General features: G+C 69.6%; 14 protein-coding genes and 2 pseudogenes. 4 read left to right on the forward strand and 12 right to left on the reverse strand.

The annotated features are described in order from the left end of the window. Positions 1-36: 36 nt before the first annotated feature. The gene (locus SALPAC2_RS0106590) at positions 37-705 is read right to left on the reverse strand and encodes a DUF899 domain-containing protein (protein ID WP_018215858.1); all 669 of its coding nucleotides are present in this window, start codon (positions 703-705) and stop codon (positions 37-39) included. A 138-nt stretch (positions 706-843) separates the two neighbouring features. On the opposite strand from SALPAC2_RS0106590, the gene SALPAC2_RS0106595 reads away from it, so the two are divergent. Then, positions 844-4,164, forward strand: coding sequence for a BTAD domain-containing putative transcriptional regulator (locus tag SALPAC2_RS0106595; RefSeq protein WP_018215859.1), 3,321 nt, complete (start codon positions 844-846; stop codon positions 4,162-4,164). Positions 4,165-4,289: 125 nt separating this feature from the next. Here the strand turns inward: SALPAC2_RS0106595 and SALPAC2_RS0106600 are convergent, their stop codons facing one another. Both SALPAC2_RS0106600 and SALPAC2_RS0106605 read right to left on the reverse strand, forming a co-directional pair. After that, positions 4,290-5,543 carry a TIGR04053 family radical SAM/SPASM domain-containing protein gene (locus SALPAC2_RS0106600; protein WP_188115915.1) on the reverse strand — a complete coding sequence of 418 codons (1,254 nt, stop codon included), beginning with the start codon at positions 5,541-5,543 and terminating at the stop codon, positions 4,290-4,292. Next, positions 5,540-5,992 (reverse strand): hemerythrin domain-containing protein, encoded by a 453-nt coding sequence (locus tag SALPAC2_RS0106605; RefSeq protein ID WP_018215861.1) that lies wholly within the window; start codon positions 5,990-5,992, stop codon positions 5,540-5,542. Before SALPAC2_RS0106605 ends, SALPAC2_RS0106600 begins: the two co-directional genes overlap by 4 nt. A 406-nt stretch (positions 5,993-6,398) precedes the next feature. Between SALPAC2_RS0106605 and SALPAC2_RS24470 the strand changes: the two genes are divergently transcribed. After that, positions 6,399-7,253, forward strand: a complete 855-nt coding sequence (locus SALPAC2_RS24470) for a hypothetical protein (protein ID WP_018215862.1) — start codon at positions 6,399-6,401, stop codon at positions 7,251-7,253. Positions 7,254-7,289: 36 nt separating this feature from the next. Here SALPAC2_RS24470 and SALPAC2_RS0106615 read toward each other — a convergent pair whose 3' ends face one another. The 8 genes and pseudogenes from SALPAC2_RS0106615 to SALPAC2_RS0106650 all read right to left on the reverse strand — a co-directional run bounded on the left by SALPAC2_RS0106615 (position 7,290) and on the right by SALPAC2_RS0106650 (position 13,137). After that, positions 7,290-8,258 carry a helix-turn-helix transcriptional regulator gene (locus SALPAC2_RS0106615; protein ID WP_026184492.1) on the reverse strand — a complete coding sequence of 323 codons (969 nt, stop codon included), beginning with the start codon at positions 8,256-8,258 and terminating at the stop codon, positions 7,290-7,292. A gap of 62 nt (positions 8,259-8,320) precedes the next feature. Next, a pseudogene (locus SALPAC2_RS24475) lies at positions 8,321-8,638 on the reverse strand (hypothetical protein); the annotation flags it as partial. An 88-nt stretch (positions 8,639-8,726) separates the two neighbouring features. Then, complete coding sequence (locus SALPAC2_RS24480; protein ID WP_223874196.1) at positions 8,727-9,017, reverse strand: SRPBCC domain-containing protein; 291 nt, start codon at positions 9,015-9,017, stop codon at positions 8,727-8,729. Next, the gene (locus tag SALPAC2_RS0106630) at positions 9,014-9,484 is read right to left on the reverse strand and encodes a hypothetical protein (protein WP_018215866.1); all 471 of its coding nucleotides are present in this window, start codon (positions 9,482-9,484) and stop codon (positions 9,014-9,016) included. The genes SALPAC2_RS24480 and SALPAC2_RS0106630 overlap by 4 nt, the downstream gene beginning before the upstream one ends. Positions 9,485-9,492: 8 nt before the next feature. Continuing rightward, positions 9,493-10,191, reverse strand: coding sequence for a response regulator (locus SALPAC2_RS0106635; RefSeq protein ID WP_018215867.1), 699 nt, complete (start codon positions 10,189-10,191; stop codon positions 9,493-9,495). Continuing rightward, positions 10,179-11,336 (reverse strand): sensor histidine kinase, encoded by a 1,158-nt coding sequence (locus tag SALPAC2_RS0106640; protein ID WP_018215868.1) that lies wholly within the window; start codon positions 11,334-11,336, stop codon positions 10,179-10,181. The genes SALPAC2_RS0106635 and SALPAC2_RS0106640 overlap by 13 nt, the downstream gene beginning before the upstream one ends. Then, entirely contained in the window at positions 11,333-12,064 is a 732-nt protein-coding gene (locus SALPAC2_RS0106645; RefSeq protein ID WP_018215869.1) for a YqeB family protein, read from the reverse strand. Before SALPAC2_RS0106645 ends, SALPAC2_RS0106640 begins: the two co-directional genes overlap by 4 nt. A gap of 335 nt (positions 12,065-12,399) precedes the next feature. Further along, entirely contained in the window at positions 12,400-13,137 is a 738-nt protein-coding gene (locus tag SALPAC2_RS0106650; protein WP_018215870.1) for an AAA family ATPase, read from the reverse strand. On the opposite strand from SALPAC2_RS0106650, the pseudogene SALPAC2_RS0106655 reads away from it, so the two are divergent. Then, a pseudogene (locus SALPAC2_RS0106655) lies at positions 13,130-13,429 on the forward strand (YdeI/OmpD-associated family protein); the annotation flags it as partial. The gene SALPAC2_RS0106650 and the pseudogene SALPAC2_RS0106655 overlap by 8 nt on opposite strands. Before the next feature lie 34 nt (positions 13,430-13,463). On the opposite strand, the gene SALPAC2_RS0106660 reads toward SALPAC2_RS0106655, so the two are convergent. Continuing rightward, positions 13,464-14,447: a helix-turn-helix transcriptional regulator gene (locus SALPAC2_RS0106660; protein ID WP_018215872.1), complete on the reverse strand. Its 984-nt coding sequence runs from the start codon at positions 14,445-14,447 to the stop codon at positions 13,464-13,466. Between the two features lie 53 nt (positions 14,448-14,500). Between SALPAC2_RS0106660 and SALPAC2_RS0106665 the strand changes: the two genes are divergently transcribed. After that, positions 14,501-15,184: an alpha/beta fold hydrolase gene (locus tag SALPAC2_RS0106665; RefSeq protein ID WP_018215873.1), complete on the forward strand. Its 684-nt coding sequence runs from the start codon at positions 14,501-14,503 to the stop codon at positions 15,182-15,184. The last annotated feature ends 162 nt before the right edge of the window (positions 15,185-15,346 follow it).

The raw sequence follows: 15,346 nt of genomic DNA on the forward strand, positions 1-15,346 counted from the left end.
AAGAGTTCTCCGTCGGGTACGCGCACGGTTCCGGATCTACCTGTCGTAGTCGTCGTGCAGCCGCCACCAGCTGTACGGCGTACCCTGTGGCCGCCCGCCCGGAGTGTCCTCCCAGTTCTCCTGCCGGCCCAGCGGGGTCAGGTCGAGCAGGGTCCAGTTACTGCCGAGGGCCTCAACGCCACGCCCGGTGGTGAAGTACGTGCGGTACACCTCGTCGCCGTCGCGCAGGAAGACACTCAGGCCAAAGGACTCCCCCGCCTCCGACGTCAGCCCGAAGTCGGGGTTGAAGTCGGTGCCGTAGGAGGAGTACCAGGGCAACGTCCAGCCCATCCGCTCCTGGAACGGGGTGATCTCAGCCCGGGGCGCCCGCGAGATCAACGCGAGTGTGGTGTCCCGCGCGTTCAGGTGGGCCGAGTGCCCGAGGTTGTCCACGAACATGGAGCAGCCCTCGCACACGTGCGACGAGCCGGGGGTGAACATGAAGTGGTAGACGATCAGCTGCCGCCGCCCCTCGAACAGGTCGGCCAGGCCGACCCGGCCGGCGGGCCCGTCGAAGACGTACTTCTGCTCGATGCGGGTCATCGGCAGCCGGCGGCGCTCGGCGGCGAGCGCGTCCCGGGCTCGGGTCGCCTCCTTCTCCTTGACCAGCAGCCGCTCCCGCGCGGACTGCCACTCCTGCGCGGACACAACCGGTGGCAGATTCACGATCTTTCTCCGTTCCTGGATACGGCCGGTGGGTTCCAGCTTCCTGGTCCACCCTGTCCGGCCGCGCTCTCGGTCCACTCCCAGTCCGCTCCCGGCGAAATCACGCCCGTTGTCGGGGCCCTGGGCTACGGTGCCCCCATGCGTTTCGGGCTCCTCGGTCCGCTGGGCGTCTGGACGGCGGACGGCACCCCGGTCACCGTGCCCGATGCGAAGGTCCGTCTCCTGCTCGCCGTTCTGCTGGCCCACGAAGGGCAGCCGGTGTCGATCGACCGGCTCCTCGAACACCTCTGGGCGGACCTTCCACCGGGCAACCCGACCGGGGCACTGCAGACGAAGGTCTGGCGACTACGCCGTGCCCTGAACTCCGCGACTCCCGGCGCCCGCGACCACGTGGTCTCCCACCCACCGGGGTACCTGCTCCGCACCGGCCCGGAACCGACCGACGCCGAACGGTTCACGGCCTTGCTGGCACAGGCCGCCAACACCACCGCCGCACCCAACCGGGCCGCGCTCCTCGACGAGGCGCTCGGGCTGTGGCGTGGCCCGGTGCTGGCCGATTTCCCCGAGGCCCCGTTCGCCACGGCACTGGCGGCGCGGCTGGCGGAGCAGCGGTTGACCGCCATCGAGGATCGGGCCGAGGCCCGGCTCGCCCTCGGCGAGCACCACCCGCACAGCGGGGAGCTCGCCGACCTGATGACCCGCCACCCGTACCGGGAGCGCCTGCGTGCCCTGCACCTGCGGGTGCTGTACCGCGCGGGCCGACAGGGTGAGGCGCTGGACTGCTACGACCGGTTCCGCCGGCAGCTCGCCGACGAGCTGGGCGTGGACCCGGGTCCCGAGCTGGTCGCCCTCCACCGGGCGATCCTGGCCCAGGACCCGGCGCTGCTCGCCCCACCGGCGACGAGCAGCCCGGCCACCATCGCGCCACCTCCGTCGGGCGCGGTGCCGCCGGCACGGGTACCGGGAAACCTTCCCGTAGCACTGACCGAGCTGATCGGCCGGGAGGAGGCGGTACGCGACCTCCACCGCCTCCTCGACGCCGGCCGGCTGGTAACCCTGGTGGGCTCCGGTGGGGTGGGCAAGACCCGCATGGCGGTCGAGGCGGCCCACCAGGCAGCCGGGGCGTACCCGGACGGGGTGTGGCTGGTGGAGCTCGCGGCCCTGGAAGCTGACCCGGCGGTCCTGGCCGGGGCGATCCTCGCGGTGCTCGGCGTCCGCGAACACGCGGAGCGCCCACCCGCCGCACCGCCCGCCACGCCGGCCGAACGGCTGCTGGCGGCGCTGCGCGGTCGCCGGCTCCTGCTGCTCTTGGACAACTGCGAACACGTCGTCGATCCCGTCGCCGAGCTGGCCGACCGGATACTGCGACACGCGCCGGGCGTCCGTCTGTTGGCCAGCAGCCAGGAGCCGCTGGGCGTCGCCGGCGAGCAGGTCTGCGCCGTACCCCCACTGGCCCTGCCGGATCCCACGGTCGGCGACCCGGTGCTGCTCGCCCGGGCGAGCGCGGTCCGGCTCTTCGTCACCCGGGCGAGAGCCGCCGCGCCCGCGTTCACGCTCGACGAGACGAACGCCCGGGAGGTCGCCGAGCTGTGCCATCGGCTCGACGGCATCCCGCTGGCGCTGGAGCTGGCCGCCACCCGGGTCCGCGCACTGGGAGTCCGCGGTCTGCTGACCCGGATCGACGATCGATTCCGGGTACTGACCCGCGGGCACCGGGGCGCACCACCCCGCCAGCAGACCCTCCGCGCGATGATCGACTGGAGCTGGGAGCTGCTCGGCGAGCCCGAACAGCTCGTCCTGCGGCGGCTCGCGGTGCACGCGGACGGTTGCACGCTGGAGGCCGCCGAGGTGGTGTGTGCCGATGATGATCTCCCTGCCGACCAGATTCTCGACCTGGTGGCCCGCCTGGTCGACCGCTCGCTGGTGGTCCTGGCCGAGACGCCGGTCGGGCCGCGGCACCGGCTGCTGGAATCCGTGGCGGCCTACTGCGCCGAGCGGTTGCGGGAGGCGAACGAGGCGGCAACGGTCCGCCGCCGTCACCGGCGGTACTACACCGCGCTGGCCCGGCGGGCCGACGAGGAGCTGCGCGGCCCGAAGCAGCGGCAGTGGCTGGCCCGGCTCGACCAGGAGACCGCCAACCTGCGGCAGGCGCTGGACGACGCGGTCGCCGACGGCGATGCGGCGGGGGCACTCGACCTGAGCACCGCGCTGGCCTGGTACGGCTACCTGCGGGGCCGGCTGCGGGAGACGCGCCGCTCAATCGAGGCCGCGCTCGCTGTCGCCGGTCCCGCGCCGGCGACGCCACGGGCCGCCGCCGCCTGCTGGCGCGCCGGCTTCGCGTTGCTGGAGCGCGGTGGGGAACACGCGCCGCTGGTTGCCCCCGCGCTGAACGGCTGGCCGGCCGGGGAGGGGTTGGTGGCGCGGGCGCGGGCCGTGGCCTTCCTCGGGCTCGCCCTGCTCAACACCGGCGATGTGGCCGGCAGCACGGCCCTCGTCCAGGAGGTGTTGCCGGAGTTCGAGCGGCTCGGCGACCGATGGGGCGTCGCCGCCGCGCTGAGCCTGCGTGCGAGTCAGGCACTGGCTCAGGGCGACCTGGCGGCGGTACGCCGGGACGGCGAACGTGCCGTCGTCCTCTTCCGCGAACTGGGCGACCGGTGGGGCCAGTTGCAGGCGTCCTTCCCGCTCACCAACCGGGCTGAGGCCACCGGGGACTATCCGGAAGCGGCCCGGCTGCACCGGGAAGGCTTGGAGCTGGCCGAGGGTCTGGGGCTGTGGCTGGAGGCCGCGGACCGGCTCTCCGGCCTGGGCCGCATCGCGCTCCTCGCCGGCGACTACGACCGGGCCCGCGAGTTCCACGAGCGCGCGCTGCGGCTGGCCGCCGAGCAGAGCTGCAAACCGGCGGAGCTGTACGCGCAGATCGGGCTGGGGCTCGGTGCCCGCCGCGAGGGCCGCCTCGCCGATGCGGAGCGGCTGCTGCGCGGCGTCCTGGACTGGACCCGGCAGCCAGGCCTGGACGCCGACGTGGTGCGGGCCCTGCTCCTGGCGGAGCTGGGTTTCATCGCCGAGCTACAGGGAGCCGCCACCGACGCGGACACCCTGCACGCCGAGTCGTTCGCCCTGGCGAGTGCCGTCGGCGACCCGCGGGCGCAGGCGCTGGCGCTGGAGGGGCTGGCCGGCGCGGCGGTTATCGACGGCCGCGCCGAGCAGGCGGCCCGCCTGCTCGGCGCAGCGGCGATGGCGCGCGACTCGGTGGGCGCGCCACTGCCGGCCGGGGAGCGGGGAGACGTGGACCGAATCACCGCCGCCGCCCGCGCCGCGCTGGGTGCCCCGAATTTCGCCACGGAGTTCGACCGGGGTACGGGGCTGCGCCCCGAACAGGCGTATGACCTCTCCGGGACGCACGGAGCTCATGCTGTGCATGGGGCCGGTGCAACTCGGCCATCGGTGGACGTGGGGTGACTCAGGCCGGCTCCTTCCAGGCTTTGACGACCGAACGACAGAGTCGGCACGAGGCGAACCGAGATGCCGTCCGGTTTGGCAATGACCCGTTCGTACGTGTATTGCTCAATTTGAGCCGAGGCCGGTCACAAGCTCCCGCAAAGCGCTAGTTCCGTCTGATATGGAAATGAGCCGGGCTGATAGCCGCACGATGGTTCCTCGGCCCAGATGTCGCCGGTCACCGCGTACGCCCGGGCCCGTGATCCGCCGCAGACGGAGCGAAACTCGCAGACACCGCAGCGACCCTTCAACCGCTCTGGATCACGCAGCGCGGTGAGCAGCGTCGAATCCCGGTAGATGTCGCGGAGCGATCGCTGCCGCACGTTGCCCGCCGCTACCGGCAGGAAGCCGCTGGGGTGCACGTCGCCGCGGTGGGACACGAAGGCGAACCCGTTGCCGGCACTCACCCGTAGCGGCGCACGCCGGACCCGGCCGGCGGTACCGATCAAGCCGCGCGATTCGAGGTCGTCGCGCAGGCGCCGGTACAGCGGCCCGAGGCCGAGGAGGCGGACGTGGTCGTCGCCCCGCCGGGCCAGCACCTCGCGTTGTAGGCAGACCCGACGGAAGTGGTGCGCCTCGGTGGTCTTGACCGCGATGGTTTCACCGAGGTCGTACAGCACGTTGAGCACGTCCTCGGTCTGGGCAGCGTCCAGGCTCCGCAGTGCCTGACCCCGTCCGGTCGGGACGAGGAAGAAGACGCTCCAGAGCTGGGCGCCGGAGTCGCGCACCTGGGCGGCCAGCTCCGCCAGATCGTGCACGTTATCCCGGGTCACGGTGCTGTTGATCTGCACCTTGAGGCCAAGGTCGGCGGCGTCCCGCCAGGCCCGCATGGTCAAGTCCCACACTCCGGGGACACCCCGGAAGCCGTCGTGTCCGGCGGCGGTGGCCGCGTCTAGGCTCAGCGAAACCGCTCGTGCCCCGGCAGCGTGCAGGGCGGCCAGCGCCGGGCGGGTGAGGGTGGGTGTGCCGGACGGTGAGACGGACACCGGCAGGCCGAGCTCGGTGCCGCGCCGGACCAACAGCTCCAGGTCGGGGCGCTGGAACGGGTCCCCACCCGTAACCACGAACAGCGGCGCGGGACGTCCGAACTCGGCCACCTGCATCATCAGTGCGGTGGCCTGTTCGGTGTTCAGCTCGGCTCGGTCCCGGTCGGGGCGGGCGGAGGCCCGGCAGTGCAGGCAGGCGAGCGGGCACGCCTGGGTGGCCTCCCAGATCACGATGAAGGGACGTTCCCCCACGTTCTGCTTCGGGGCTCGCACCGGCGCCCCCGGTCTCCGGCGCGCTACCTGCTGCCGGTTCGTCCCGATCGGGCGCTGCCGCTCGGTCCGCGGTGGCATCATGCCTGTTGGCCCGCGGTGTCCGACTGTGGTGGGGTCAGCCGGTCCCAGGCAGACATCGGCAGCGCGATGACCGCGGCTGGGAACAGCCCGTGTTCCTCGTTGTCGATGTGCCGGTGCAGCCGATCCAGGGCACCCAGCACCGCTGGCCAGTCCGGTGCCGCACGGTCGACGGTACTGAGGACCCCGTGGATGTCGTCGTGCTCGTCGCAGAGCTGCTCCACCGCTTCGGTGAGGCTGCCCTCGGCGCGCAGCTCGAGAAAGAGGCCGCGTTCCTCGGTCTCGGTGTGCGGCATCAGCAACGTAAGCAGGTCGTCGAGGAGGTCAACCCGGTTGTCCGCGCCCGCCGTGATCGCCGTACGCAGCCGTCCGGCGGCGTTGGCGATCGCCTCGTGTTCGGCGGTCAGTTGCCCGATCAGCGGGAACTCCCGACAACCGCAGTAGTTACACATGATCCGACCTCCCGACCGTGATGTGGGGAATACATCTATCTTGCCCGGATAAACCCGGAGCGCCTAGGGCCGTTTGACCTGTCCCGCCGGAGACAGGTCCCGGACACCCGGACTCGACGGCCGGCCTGCCCCGGACGAGCGCCGCAGCCAGGCCATCTCCGCCACGATCACACTCATCGACGCTGGCTCCCGCGCCTCTCCGCTCCCGCGCCTCTCGGCTCCCACGTCGGTGGCCCTAGGAAGCCTGACCCGACGACCGCCCAACTCGCCAGGGTCGATCGCCCTAGTGGACCGACGGGATCGCCGTTGCGACCCGTACGCTGCGCGATTGAACATCGATGCTGGACGAAGTTCCGGGCCAAGCTCAACGCCGCCCGCCGCCAGCCCGAGGGTAGAGTGCAGCCCCGTGGCGGTCCGAATTGATGTTCAGGCGTTCCATGACTCCGTTCCCTCCGCCGTACGCGAGGCGTCGGCCCGACTACTCTCCACCGATGGTGTCGGAGACCTGGAACTGACCGGTGGCGGCATCCAGGCCGTGGTCCATGACCGCGGTAACGCCGTGCAACCATGGGTGGGCATCGTTGCCGGCAACTTCACCGGTGAGTGCGACTGCGGCATAGCCGGCGAACACCTCTGCGCGCATGCGGTCGCAGTCGCGTTAACCGCCTTCGACAACGACGTCGCCTTCTCCGGTGCTGCCACCCCACCCAGCGCCGTCCCGGTGCCACCCGACCACGAGGACTACCTGCGGGCGGCGCAACGGCTGGCGCCCCGCCAGCTGGCCAACCTCGTCGCGGGGCACGCGGTCCGCGACCGCCTCTTCGCCACCCGGCTGCTGACCGAGGCCAACATGCTGCACGGCGCGGATCACACGGGGCTGCAGGACTTCCAGGCCGTCCTCCGTGACGCCTCGAACGCAACCACCGGCAGGTGGGAGATCTCCGACGTGGAGGCCGCTGGTCACCGCCTGGCCGCCGAGGTCGAGATCTTGTGCGCTCGGCCTGCCAGTCTTGCCATCCTCGACCTGGTCGAGGAGGCCATCCTCGTCTGGGATGACCTCTCCGGACACCTCCGCGACGCCTACCACATCGCCCGGACCGAACCGGAGGAGATCACCGATCCGCTCCTATGTGCCCACCGCGACCTGTGCGACAGCCTCGACCTCGACCCGGAGGAAATTACCGACCGGCTGAACCGGCTCGTCGAACGCTGCCACTACGAACTGGACATCAGCGGGTACCTCGGCCTCCCCCGCGGGTAGGCCCCGCCAGGTCACCACGCTGGGGCTCGTCGGGAGTCAAGCTTCAGGTGGGGCTGCGCCAACCGCCGCGCGGCGGAACCGCGTCGCGAGGCGCTCGAACGCCGCCGCGAGTTCGGCTCCGTCGATCACCTCGAGGTCGAGGTCGAGCTGTGTCAGCCACAGCGCGAGCCGATCGGGACGGTCGGCACCCAGCTCGACCTGGCAGGTGAAGTCGTCAACCACCTCGATGCCGACCGGGATGCGGAGCTTCGCGGCGACGGTGGCGGCGGGAGCATGTACGAGCACTCGGGCGCGGTACGTCCAGGCCGCCTTGCTGACCCGCCCGACGACGTACTCGACGACGTTGTCCGTCGGGATCACACGCGGTCGAAACCGTACCCCCGTCGGTGTGTGCACAGTCATGCGGTCAACCCGGAAGACCCGCCAGTCGTCCCGGTCGAGATCCCAGGCGAGTAGGTACCAGAGCGACCCCCAGCTCACCAGCCGTTGCGGCTCGGCATGGCGAACCCCTTCGTTGCCGCCCGGCTTGGTGTAGCCGAAGCGAAGCCGTTCCTGGCCGCGGATCGCGGCAGCGACCGCGCCGAGAACCGACAGATCCAGCGGCGGCCGTGCCCCCGGAACAACGCTCGTCGCCTCCCGCACCGCCGCAACGCGCCGACGGAGGCGCGCGGGCAGCACCTGCTCCAGCTTCGCGAGCGCGGTAAGCGATGTCTCCTCGACACCGAGCCGTTGGGTCGCGACCGCACCCAGCCCGACCGCGACCGCCACCGCCTCGTCGTCGTCAAGCAGCAGTGGGGGCATCGCCGTACCGGCGGCCAGTCGGTACCCACCCGCGATGCCCGGGCGCGCGACCACGGGATAGCCGAGCGACCGCAGTTTGGCGACGTCGGCGCGGACCGTCCTCGTACTCACTTTCAACCGGCCGGCGAGCTCGGCGCTCGTCCAGTCACGCTTGAGCTGAAGCAGGGACAGCAGTTCGAGCAGGCGGGCCGAGGTCTCCAACACGTCCCCGATCATGTCAGCGATCGCGGAAACCATCCTGCCGCATTAGGAGAACACCCCCTCGGTCAGTGCGCCCGGATCTCCCAGGCCGGTAGCCGAGGCTCATCGTTGTACACAATGATATCGACATGATCGATCGGATGAACCGTGGCGAAGTAGAGCTCCTGAGAAGGAAGGTAACGTTCCCGCCAGCGTCGTTCGATATCAGCCCGGGATGACACCCCGCCCGCGCGGATCACGGCACGATCCATGGTCTTGTCGCGGGCTGTCGACACGAAGACGCGCAGGTCCCACCGGTCGATCAATTCTGGGCGCAGGAGGAAGATGCCGTCGAAGAGCAGCACGGCGTCGACGGGGGCGGTCATGACCGGCGGGGACAGCACCACAGGTCGAGTAGATGTCGCCGGGTCGGATCAGCTAGTGCGAAGAGAACGCTGTCGACGACATCGGGTTCGCCACGACGTTCTGTCGTCACACAGATGCCTCAGCGCGCTTCTTGAACGCGTCGAAGACCTGAGGCCAACCATTGTCTTTGTTCTTCAGGGCCTCACTGCGCTGCTCCTCGGCGGCGGCCAGCGCGGCGAAGCCGCTCGCCACCACACGGAGTCGGGTCTTGTCACCCTCGGCGGACAGGGTGAACTCGACCAGGGTGCTGTTGTCCTCGCGTAGATCCGCGCCGGGGAACGCACTCGCCCACCGGTACGCCACGTAGGTCGGTGGCTGCACCAGCACGGTCCACGCCACTCGATGGGCTGCCGTCACCGCAGACGTGGACCACCCGTTACGCCATAGAACCAATGCTGATCGGTCGAGGGCACCGCTGGTAGCTGATCCTGGATCAAACTCTCGATCGCCTCGGCGAGATCGGCGACCACCTCGCCGGCTATCTGCTCATGCCCCCGCAGGAAGTAGGGCTCACCGTCGATCAGATAGCGCTGAGCGGCCTCCGCAGCGGTGACGACCCCACACCCGCGAAGCCGGCGTCCTGCCGTCGCGACAATCGAACGAACGTGGTCCCGCTGCTCGGTGTCCCACTCCTCAAAATCTAAGGCGAAGAACTGGTTGGAGCCGACCCGTACCTGGATGCGGAGGTCTTCCACCGCCGCATCGGCCCGTGCTGGGCGCTGTCCGGGCGCGAGCTCCCCATGCACCAGAGTGGCTTCCAAGAGCAAAATCGCAAGGCTGACGTCGTAGGCCCAGAACCATCGGCCCCCAAATCCAACCGGCACTGTCCTGCTCACTCCATGCCCTTTCGTTCGTGTCGCCATTCTTCGCGAGCCTGGTGAACCAGGATCGCCACCTGCACGCGATTCGCGCAATCCAGCTTCGCCATGATCCGGGAGACGTACACCTTGACCGTTGCCACGCTCAAGAACAGGTCGCCACTGATCTCAGCGTTCGACTTGCCCGCGGCCACCCCCTCGGCGACCTCCCGTTCCCGCTCGGTCAGGTGCGCCAACGCGGCCCGGGCGATAATCAACTGATCACAGCGCTCGTCGTTGCCCACCCCCTGAACCACGTAGTCGATCAGTCGCTCGACCACGGCCGGAGCGAGCATCGACTCCCCCGCCGCCACAGCACGCACCGAATCCTGGATCTGCCGCGGTGGCATGTCCTTGAGCAGGAACCCATTGGCACCAGCCCGCAGCGCCCGCAGGATGTGTTCGTCGGTGTTAAAAGTGGTCAGCACGATCACCGCTGGCGGCTCGTCGAACGATCGCACCGCCGCGGTGGCGGACAGACCGTCCAGACCCGGCATCCGAATGTCCATCAGCACCACGTCCGGGCGTAGCCGCTGGGCGACAGCGACCGCATCGGTGCCGTCCGCCGCCTCGGCCACCACCTCGATGTCCTCGGCCGCGCTGAGCACCGCCGACAGTCCGACCCGAACCAGCGCGTCGTCGTCCACCACCAGCACCTTGATCACGCCGGCCACGGTAGCCACGCCTCCAGCTGGAACACGACTCGCCCTTCCGGAACACGCCGCATGCCGTACGACAATCGGCCACCGGCCAGCGCGACCCGCTCCGCCAGCCCGAGAAGACCGGTGTGGCTGCCGGGAACTGGTGCGCCACCCCGGCTGGCCAGGGCGTTGCGCAGCCGTACCCGGACCTCCCGCGCGCCGGCGCGCTCCAGCAGAATCTCAACGGGCCGACCCGGCGCGTGCTTGCGCGCATTCGTCAAGCCCTCCTGAACCAACCGATAGATCGTCCTGCCGACAAGTTCGGATGGATCGCCGGTAGCTCGAAAATCGACCCGGATCTCGGTGCCGGTGGCCCGCGCCTCGGCGACGAGCCGGGCGAGATCGGCAATTCCCGGCTGCGGGCGCAGTCCGTCGGTGTCGGTGCCGGCACGCAGCACGCCGAGGATCTCCCGGAGATCCTCGAGCGCTCGATGCGACTGCAGCCGAATGCCCGTCACGGACTCCGCGACGCCGGGCGGCAGATCGGAACGGACCTCCAGCGCGCCGGCCTGCAGGCTCACCAGCGAGATGCGGTGCGCCAGTACGTCGTGCATCTCCCCGGCGATCCGCTGCCGTTCCTGCCCGCGCAACCGCTCGGCCCGCTCCTGCGCCTCGTCTTCGGCCCGCTCGGCCCGCTCGTACAACCCCGCGATCGCCTCGTACCGGGCCCGGGTGATGCTGCCCGCCGCCAGCACGAGCGACATCAACGCCACGTAGAGGATATTGGTGTTGAAGGCGCTCAGCGCGGGAGCCGGAAGCAGTACCGAGTAGGGGACGTAGATCAACAGGCTGGCCCCGAACGTCGCCGCCCTAGTGGACCAGCTGCGGAGCGCGCTGACCGTGTAGACGGCGATCAACACCGCGACGATCACCAGATCGGTGACGGTGAGCAGCAGGGCGAGCAGCACCGTGACGGCGACCGGATACCGCCGCCGGAACCACAGTGCGACGGTGCCGAGCACCGCCAGGCCAAATGCCGCGTTCAACGCATCCCCGGTGAGCTGGCCACCTTGCTCGGCCGAACCGGCGATGGCCAGCGCGCCCAACGCCGAGACCGCCATCAGAGCGAGGTCGGTGAGGCGGTCCCGGACCGGAGTGGCCGGACGGGGAACGGTCACGACTGGACGAGCGGGCGCCAGAACTGATGCACACCCTCGTCCCGAATGACGTAACCCATCTTTTCCAGCGCCGCGCTGAGGGCGTGGATCTCGCGGTGCGCCTTGCTCTTCAGCGCCGACTGCCGGGCCGCGAGCACGTCGTTGGCGACGGCCGGCAGTTCCGGGGTGGCGGCCGTCCAGGATCGGAAGAGGTCGGCGTACGGATCGTTGTCGTGCCAGGGGTAGCCGTGCCGGCGGAACCCAGCGGCGATTGCCGCCTGCGGCGCCTGGTGTCGGTCCCGGACCAGCTGGCACGACCGCTGGTCGAGGACCACGAGCTTCTTGCCGTCCAGGAACACCGCCGACACCCGGTCGCGGGCGAAGGTACGGGTGTGGTCGCCCTTCGTAACCCGCAGCTCGGCATCGTTGATCGTCACCCGCAGCGACTCACTCATCGCGACAAACGCCGTCACCAACGCGAGCACGAGCCAGATGGCGAGGTTCACGGCAACCTTCCACGGCTTGTCGATCCCGCCAACGAGCCAAAAGATCGGCTTGAGCGGCAGTGCCCTCTCCCAGCTCAACATCCACCGAGCCAGCGGCGGAAGTGAGAGGCCGACCAGGAGCACCAACCCGGGCAGGCCCAGGAACAGGGCAAGCCGGTCGGACAGGGGAGCCATCAGAACCGTCTGTCCACCGCCACTACCGGGACTGGCACGAGGACCGTCACGGAACTCGTTGATGGCCATTTCGCACGCCTTCCGACTCATCGGGCACCTCAGATACGACCCGGCTCGACCTTCACGCTAATCGGCGATCGGCGGGCCGCACCAGTAGCCGATGGTTGAGATCGCGTCTGCTCGTCAAGACCATCGACAACTACCGGATCAAGCCTTTGACCTGCAGTTTTCCGAGAACCGGCGAACCGGGCCGCGCCCCCAGCCGGCCTGTTTACCTTCGTCTAAATGTTTGCCGCCTTCGGGCAGAGCAGCACCACCGTCACATCGCCCCTTATCACCGTGCGGAGCCGATCCGGGGAGTAGGCCACTGGGTTGCTGCGGTAGGGCGGTGCCCAGCCCGTCGCTTACGGAGATTCCGCCTGAGATTTGAAGCAGCACGGTTCGTGCTCTAGCCGCATCGAGTATGGCCAGCGTGGTCGAGTCGCCCAGGCCGGCAACCCAGGCTCGTCATTGTGTACAACGACATCGGCGTGGTCAGTCGGACGAACCGCGGCGAAGTAGAGCTGTTGCGAGGGGATGTAACGCTCCCGCCAGCGTCGTTCGACATCGGCCCGGGACGACACCCGGCCTTCTCGGATCACGGCACGATCCAGGGTTTTGTCGGGGGCTGTCGACACGAAGACGCGCAGGTCCCACCGGTCGATCAATTCTGGGCGCAGGAGGAAGACGCCGTCGAAGAGCAGCACGGCGTCGACGGGGGCGGTCATGACCGGCGGGGACAGCACAGTATCGGCGATGCGGTCGTAGACCGCGGGTTGGAAACGTCGGTCTCCGTCCGGACCGAGCGGATCGAGCAGGACCCGGGTCAGCGCGTCGCGGTCATGGGCGTCGAAGTAGCAGCCCTCGGCCGAGTACTCGCCCCGTCGATAGCGCTGCGCCCGAGGAACGACGAAGTCGTCGATCGACGCGCGAATGACAAACCGACCCTGGTCGCGCAAGACGACGGCCAGCTCATCGGCGAGAGTGGTCTTGCCGGCAGCCGGCGGTCCGTCGACAGCTACCCGCGTGGGGTGCCCGAGTGCGACGGACCCGACCGCCTCAGCCAGACGGCCAAGTAACTCGTCCCGGGTGCCACGCTCCATAGTGTGCTCCGCCCTGCTCTCGCGACAGTGGGCCTCGAACCGACTCTGCGCCCGTCCGCCACTCTCGCACGTCATCATCGCCGCCATCACCGCTAACCCGGCCGCCCAGGCCATGTTCGACGTACTCACCAGGACCAACCGGTTCGCTCTCATCCAACGCCTTGCTGCCGTCAAACGGATACAGAACCGCGAGCGCAAGATCGGCGAGTTCGTCGCCATGCTGGCCCGCCACGAGACGATCTACCCACAGAAGGCCGAGCCGCCGGCCTCGCCGCAATCGGCGGCCTCATGATCCAATGCACTGGTCCGTTCCGTTGCCGTTAGCGCTAGTCGCCGGGCCGGGTTTCGGGCCGCGCCGGCGAAAGTGCGTTGCTGAAGCGGGCCGCGACTGCGGCCACAGCAGCACGTAGTTCGGGGCCTGCCGCCACCGAAAAGTCAAAGGGGACAGCAGCCAGCCACTCCTGGACGTACATCGTGGGGTTTCGGGTGCTGCCGACCAGGACACAGCGGTCGCCGTCCGGCTCGAGGCGGCCCATCGGCGGCCAGATCCACGGTGCCACCTTCTCCCGTGACGCGTGGAACACCACGCGGGTGGGGTACCCCCAGCCTGCGCCGAGCTTCTCCGCAAGCGCGGCAACCGGATCCAGATCATCGGGCGGCATAAAGCTGTGCGGCAACTGCCGCACCGCCCGAATCCGATCGATACGGTACGTGCGGATCGCGTCCGCGCGGTGCGAGTGGCACAGCAGGTACCAGCGTCCGTACCGCACGACGACTGCCCACGGGTCGACCTCGGCGTGCCGTTCCTCGCCGCTCTCGCCGCTGTGGGTTACCAGGACGCGGCGCCGGTCGGCGACGGCGGTGACCAGGGCGCTTGTGGTGGCGGGATCCGGGCGGGCCACTCGCCGGTCCGGGGTGGCCGAGACGTACGCCCGCAGCGCCGCCGCCTGCCGTCCCACACTCTCGGGAAGAGCCCGGATGACCTTGCTTAGCGCCGAGCCGATCGGGTCGTCGGCGTCGATCGCCGCAGGCTGCCCGTCGAGCACGGCCATGACCAGGCTGAGTGCTTGTTCCTGGGTGAAGACGACCGGCGGTAGCCGGGTGCCGCGGCCCAGTCGGTAGCCGCCATGCGGCCCGCGGACCGACTCGACCAGGATCCCGGCCTCCCGAAGGATCCCGACGTAGCGTCGTGCGGCCCGCTCCGTCACCCCTAGCCGGGAGGCGAGCTGATCGGCAGTAACGCCGGGACGTGCCTGCAGGATCTCGAGCGTGCGCAGGGCCCGGGCGGTAGGGCTCGGACCGGTTCGCACTGCGGGAACATTACCGGAAGTAGAACGTCCGGAATCACCGCTAGGTTGCTTCCATGACTGCAGAACAGATCGTGCTCCTGGGGGGCCTATGGCTCGACGGGTCGGTGTGGAACACCGTCGAGTGCGAGTTAGAGAAGGCAGGCCGCCGCGCCGTACCGGTGACCCTGCCGGGACAGGGCGACGGGAACAGCTCGGCGACGCTGGCCGACCAGTTGGCTGCGGTGCTGGCCGTCGTCGACAGTGGTCCTGGCAGGTCCGTAGTGGTGGGACACTCCGCCGCCTGCACCCTGGCTTGGATGGCGGCTGACGCCCGGCCCGAACGCGTGGCTACGGTTGTGTTGATCGGCGGGTTCCCCTGCACTGGTAGGCAGCCGTACGCCGACTTCTTCGAATTCAGCGACGGTGCCATGCCGTTCCCGGGTTGGGAACCGTTCGACGGGGCAGACGCGGCCGACCTGGATGCGCAGGCCCGGCAGGACTTCTTGGCGGCGGCGATCCCGGTTCCCGAGGATGTGGCCAAGGGCGTCGTGCGGCTAACGGACGAGCGACGATTCGAGGTCCCGGTCGTGGTGGTGTGCCCCGAGTTCACGCCCGACGCAGCGCGGGAGTCAATTGCTGCGGGAGACGTACCCGAGCTGGCCCGGGCCAAGCACGTCGATCTGATCGACATCGATTCTGGACATTGGCCGATGCTGACTCGTCCGACCCAGCTGGCCCGGATCCTCGCCGCGGTCTAGCCAACACGGCGGCCACGCAGCAACACTTTCCCACGCCCTGTGGTGGCGTATCGCCGGATGAGCAACGATCCTCGACGGCGCTACCAACAACCGTTGGGCTGCCCCCACCGCACACACGGACCACCCGCTAGGCCGTAGAACCAATGCCGATCGCAGCCGCCG

The sequence above is a fragment of the Salinispora vitiensis genome (genome assembly GCF_000378825.1).
In the GTDB taxonomy this organism is placed as follows: domain Bacteria; phylum Actinomycetota; class Actinomycetes; order Mycobacteriales; family Micromonosporaceae; genus Micromonospora; species Micromonospora vitiensis.